We start from the raw sequence: 4,198 nt of genomic DNA, 5'->3' as shown, positions 1-4,198 counted from the left end.
CAGGAGCAGGAACGAAAGCGGATAGCTGCAGAATTACATGATAATGTAGGTAGTTTACTTGCTACCTTAAAGATTTACAGCGATTTATCGGTTACTCATGCTGATCCGGATTACATCAAAGAATTGAACGGAAAAATGAATGTAATAGCAGAGGATCTGGGTCTGGAAATCAGGAAACTTTCGCATAAACTAGACCTTAGGGCTTTGTCTGGCTTCGGATTAAAAGCTGCACTGCTACAACTCGCCGAAGCTATAAATGAATCAGGCAAGCTGAAGGTACTAGCAGTTATCGATATAGCAAGTCCACTGCCCGAAGAAATATCTTTGCAACTGTACAGGATCATTCAGGAACTATTTACGAATACCTTAAAACATGCCATGGCAAGTGAGGCGAGAATTGAAATTACGGTAATAGATCGTGATGTTACCTTGATTTATGAGGATAATGGAAAAGGCTTTGATATCAACGATCAGGCATCAATGGGAATGGGAATAAGCAATATCAAATCAAGAGTGAGCCACATTAACGGGAAACTCACTTTCGACTCTTTGTCTAATGGAATTACTTACATTATAGAAATCACAAACTATGGATGAGCTATTGATTTACATTGCAGATGATCATGCTATTTTTGTGGAGGGGCTTAGTGAAATACTAAAAGCGCAGCCTCATCTTAAAATCATAGGAACGGCAACTGATGGCCAGGAACTGGTTGAGTTAATGTTGCAGAGAAAGGCCGATTTGGTAATTCTGGATATAAATATGCCAAAGCTTAATGGAATTCAGTGTACAGAATGGATCAAAAAAAATAGCCCTAAAACAAAGGTGGTTATATTAACCATGTTTCCTGAAAAGTCATATATAGACCAATTGATTAAGGCAGGGGCCGATGGTTGTCTCTTAAAAAGCCGGGGAAGCAAGGATCTGTTAGAGGCCATAGAGCGGGTAATCGACAGTAAATCTTATTTTGATAGCATTACTGATTTTATTAATCCAATTGAGCATTTACCTTATCACATAAGTGAAAGGGAAATTGAAATTATACGCCTGGTTGTAAATGGGCTTACAAGTGCCGAAATAGCAGGTAAACTGTTCATTTCAGAACATACAGTAAAAACTCATCGAAAAAACATCTTCAGAAAAATGGGTATCAATAGCACAGGTCAGCTGGCTACATTTGCTATCAATAACGGGCTGATTGCTTAAAAAGCCAGGTCGTAACGTTGTTCAACAAGCGGTTTGCCAAAATCATTTGAAGGCTTTTCTTCTGTTAACCTAAACCCAAATTTTTTGTAAAGGTGATGAGCTGCCGGTAAATGATCAGTTGTCCACAAATAGGCATGTTTATATTTACGTTCTTTTGCAAAATCCATAAAAAGCTGCATAAGTGTGTTGCCCAGGCCCAATCCCCGACATTCAGGCTCAAAATAGAAATAGCGCAACTGGGCGGTACCGTTTTCACGGTGCATCAATAGCATAAAACCTACTATCTTATGCCCCTGTTCGCATATCCATGCCCGATCGAGCTCGGGATCATGATTTTTATAAAATTCGTGCAAGCCTGCACCAACGTAAGATTCAAAGTTTACGCCATAATTGTACTCTTCACCATATATCTTGCCATGCCTGTACATTACATATCCCAGATCACCTGGTCTTATTTCTGTGCGGATGGTAATGTCCTGTGTCTTTTCCATTTCTTATTTACTAATTTTTGAAAGAATATTTTGGATGGCCTCCATGTGCGAGATCAGTTTATTAACCTCTTGATCATTAAGATTTTCCATGATGTCTGCAATTTGATTGTCACTGGCCTTATTGAGTTTTTCATACTCCTTTGCACCTGTAGCCGACAATGCAATCAGTTGCACTCTGGCATCTGCATGATCTGATGTTTTTTCTATCAGGCCTTTTTTCTCAAAGCTTAGCAATACCCTGCTTAAATAGCTTTTGTCCATGTCTAGTAGCTCAGTGATTGTTTTGGCATTGATTTTTTTAGCGTGATAGATCTCATACATTACCCTTACTTCTGGTAGTGTAAATTTGCTGTCAAGTAGGAATTTGTCAAGCAAGCCAATCACTTTGGTATAAAACCTATTAAAAGCCCTGATTTTATCTACATCATGTTTATCCATAAACAAAAATAATAATTATGGTTGACAAAGTCAACTAATTTAAAGTCATTTTCTTTATGATTAGATTATGGGGTGAAACCACTGAAACATTTCCTTTATTTGTATATGCCAATTATCAGAATAGAAACTTTCATAAATGCTGATCGGGCAACGGTCTTTGATCTTGCCAGAAGCATCGATCTTCATCAAATTTCAACGGTACATACCAATGAAAGAGCTGTTGCAGGAAAGATGTCGGGGCTCATTGAATTAAATGAATCGGTGACATGGGAAGCCAGGCATTTTGGGATTGTACAGAGATTGAGTTCTAAAATAACTGAAATGAAATCTCCTGATTATTTTGTGGATGAAATGGTTTTCGGAGCTTTTAAGTCATTTAGGCACGAGCATATTTTTGAAGCAAGTGGAGCAGGCACATTGATGACAGATGTTTTTAATTATGTTTCTCCGCTTGGAGTTCTGGGGAAACTGGCAAATGTGCTTTTTCTTAACCGATATGTAACAGATTTGCTGGTTCAAAGGAATAAAGTATTAAAGGAATATGGCGAAAGACAACAGGGGCTTTTTAACTTTTAATTATCGTGTAGATTTAGTGTTATTTAGAGCTTTTAGAGGTAAACAAAGGCTATTAGACATGTATGACGTAAATATGTCGTAAACAAGTCGCAAAACAATTTCGGCCTTAGTAATACCTTTGTCATGTACATAAAACGTTCTAAAATGAAAAATATAGACTTAGCAAAAAAGATTAAAGAACTACGCAGTCGCAAAGGCATGAGTCAGGAAGAGCTGGCTGAAAAATCTCAACTTAGCCTAAGAACAATTCAACGAATTGAGGGAGGAGAGACTGAAGCAAGAGGGGATACCTTACAACGTTTGGCAAAGGCTTTAAATGTAACTCCTGATGAATTGATAGATTGGACAGAAAGTGAGGATCGCGGTTTTCTGGTGGTGCTAAATTTATCTGCACTTAGTTTTATAGCTTTTCCAATACTGGGAATAGTAGTGCCATTGGCACTGTGGATGCTCAAAAAAGACAAAATTAAATACATAAATGAGACTGGTAAAAGGCTATTGAACTTTCAAATATCCTGGTGCATTTTAGTTATGTTCTTCTCTATTTTTCCGATTGTTACCCAAATCTTTCATATTGGCGGCTCAATAGTTAGGGGATTTCAGATTTTTAATTTAGGCGCTATGGAATCATTTATACTGATGGTGCCCATACTGTATGTTGTTAATCTGGTTTTCATCATTGTAAACACGATAAGAAGTTACAATACCAGAAAAGTATTCTATCAGCCAGCTATTCCTTTTTTAAGATAAAAGTTTAAATTGCAATCTTTATACCTATTTTATGGATCCTAACGAACTCAAAAAACTAGACAGAATACCAACAAGCGACAGGCACTGGGTATTTCGCACTCCTTTTTACGGAATTATTATGTTTATCATCGTGTTAGTCTTGATGTTTATTAAAAATTGGCTAACCGAGTAGCACACTTAACGCAATGAAAAAAATATCCGTCCTTTTTATTTTAGTCATGCTTTCAATCTCATTTGCTCAAGCTTTGTAGATTGAACCAAATCTTATAATGTCACACAGACCTACTAGATATCCTGCCTTCGATTTTGCTGCTTGATGAAAATTTCTCTTCGCAATAGCCATTAATAAGGTGCATTTCCAGACTCTCAATTAGGTCATCAGAAAGAATTTTATTGGCATATTCAATTATATGAATGCTACCAGATTTACATAAATAAAATGCAATCTTTTCATCTGCATCACAAAAGTAAATAAACTCAGGAGCCCGTGCATCACAGCGTTCTATCCAAAATATAATTTCAATAAAGGTGGGTAGGTCAATCAGGCTAATTTTAAAAGCTTCATCATATTCTAAATCCTTTGTTATCGCATTAAATTTCTGAGTGGCTTTTTGGAAAGGAGGATACTTATTGTCTGAATTTCCAACGAAACTTAGTTTCAGGTCTGAGATAACAATCAAATCGCTCACATTTAGTTTGATCAACAAACTTGTAAGCTTTTCAGATAGTGCAATTG

General features: G+C 36.8%; 7 protein-coding genes. 4 read left to right on the top strand and 3 right to left on the bottom strand.

Annotated features, from left to right (window positions below; genetic code table 11):
• The coding region (locus AC1DDX_RS24540; RefSeq protein WP_477622753.1) for a sensor histidine kinase at positions 1–597 on the top strand (597 nt) is incomplete at its 5' end.
• Positions 590–1,207, top strand: coding sequence for a response regulator transcription factor (locus AC1DDX_RS24535; RefSeq protein WP_288883031.1), 618 nt, complete (start codon positions 590–592; stop codon positions 1,205–1,207). The genes AC1DDX_RS24540 and AC1DDX_RS24535, both read left to right, overlap by 8 nt.
• On the opposite strand, the gene AC1DDX_RS24530 is transcribed toward AC1DDX_RS24535, so the two are convergent.
• Entirely contained in the window at positions 1,204–1,698 is a 495-nt protein-coding gene (locus tag AC1DDX_RS24530) for a GNAT family N-acetyltransferase (RefSeq protein WP_337717761.1), read from the bottom strand. The two genes, AC1DDX_RS24535 and AC1DDX_RS24530, sit on opposite strands and share 4 nt — an antisense overlap.
• A 3-nt stretch (positions 1,699–1,701) precedes the next feature.
• Complete coding sequence (locus tag AC1DDX_RS24525; protein WP_337717759.1) at positions 1,702–2,136, bottom strand: MarR family winged helix-turn-helix transcriptional regulator; 435 nt, start codon at positions 2,134–2,136, stop codon at positions 1,702–1,704.
• Positions 2,137–2,241: 105 nt separating this feature from the next.
• Here AC1DDX_RS24525 and AC1DDX_RS24520 point away from each other — a divergent pair, with 105 nt between their 5' ends.
• Both AC1DDX_RS24520 and AC1DDX_RS24515 read left to right on the top strand, forming a co-directional pair.
• The gene (locus AC1DDX_RS24520; protein ID WP_288883027.1) at positions 2,242–2,712 is read left to right on the top strand and encodes an SRPBCC family protein; all 471 of its coding nucleotides are present in this window, start codon (positions 2,242–2,244) and stop codon (positions 2,710–2,712) included.
• 144 nt (positions 2,713–2,856) lie between these two features.
• Positions 2,857–3,462 carry a helix-turn-helix domain-containing protein gene (locus tag AC1DDX_RS24515; RefSeq protein WP_337717757.1) on the top strand — a complete coding sequence of 202 codons (606 nt, stop codon included), beginning with the start codon at positions 2,857–2,859 and terminating at the stop codon, positions 3,460–3,462.
• A 272-nt stretch (positions 3,463–3,734) separates the two neighbouring features.
• Here AC1DDX_RS24515 and AC1DDX_RS24510 read toward each other — a convergent pair.
• Positions 3,735–4,198 (bottom strand): hypothetical protein (locus AC1DDX_RS24510; protein WP_477622752.1); only part of this gene is annotated, 464 nt, incomplete at its 5' end.

The organism is Pedobacter sp. 10L46_2, assembly GCF_056395165.1.
The sequence above is the reverse complement of the archived record's forward strand: the minus strand, read 5'-3'. Positions and strand labels throughout refer to the sequence as shown.

Bases quoted from the DNA above. Each gene is read 5' to 3' on its own strand.
- AC1DDX_RS24515 (WP_337717757.1), top strand. From the start codon at position 2,857: ATGAAAAATATAGACTTAGCAAAAAAGATTAAAGAACTACGCAGTCGC.
- AC1DDX_RS24525 (WP_337717759.1), bottom strand. From the start codon at position 2,136: ATGGATAAACATGATGTAGATAAAATCAGGGCTTTTAATAGGTTTTAT.
- AC1DDX_RS24520 (WP_288883027.1), top strand. From the start codon at position 2,242: ATGCCAATTATCAGAATAGAAACTTTCATAAATGCTGATCGGGCAACG.
- AC1DDX_RS24535 (WP_288883031.1), top strand. From the start codon at position 590: ATGGATGAGCTATTGATTTACATTGCAGATGATCATGCTATTTTTGTG.
- AC1DDX_RS24530 (WP_337717761.1), bottom strand. From the start codon at position 1,698: ATGGAAAAGACACAGGACATTACCATCCGCACAGAAATAAGACCAGGT.